This is a genomic window from Dellaglioa sp. CoH-57-MRSF-21 (assembly GCF_056781915.1).
This window is the reverse complement of the sequence record NZ_JBXAXU010000072.1, coordinates 1-416: the sequence shown is the minus strand read 5'-3', so window position 1 is coordinate 416 and position 416 is coordinate 1. Positions and strand designations below refer to the sequence as shown.

Annotated in this window: 1 protein-coding gene; it reads left to right on the top strand. The window is 53.8% G+C overall.

What is annotated here, in order from left to right; genetic code table 11:
• Positions 1 to 83: 83 nt before the first annotated feature.
• Complete coding sequence (locus tag AC1RPQ_RS07985; RefSeq protein WP_289862567.1) at positions 84 to 329, top strand: hypothetical protein; 246 nt, start codon at positions 84 to 86, stop codon at positions 327 to 329.
• Positions 330 to 416 lie beyond the last annotated feature (87 nt).

Sequence of the window (416 nt, the reverse complement as noted above, 5' to 3'; positions counted from 1 at the left end):
GTTAACGTGCAGCTTCGCGGTGACGCCACAATCATTAACTACGCGCGTCAGGTTGCGCGCACCTTTATCTAAGGGGCTGAAAAATGCGCGAATGGTTGCGTGATAATATATGGGGGCTGCTGTTGATTGGCGGTATGTTCGCGGTCTGGACCGGGGAATTTTGGATGGTGCAGAGCGTGCACTGGTGGAAATTTCACGCGGGCGCATTCTTTGGTCCGGGCTATATCGTGATCGCGATGGGCGCGCACCTGATTCTACGTGATTCTGCGTTGACTCGCGACAGTCTGCGCCGCGCGTACGATGAAGGTTTCACAGACTACCGGGATTGATACCGGAACTAATAACCCTTGGCCTACAGGGGTTATTGTTGACGGCTCAAACCAAACCCCGTAAGATTCACACATACCGCACTGAGC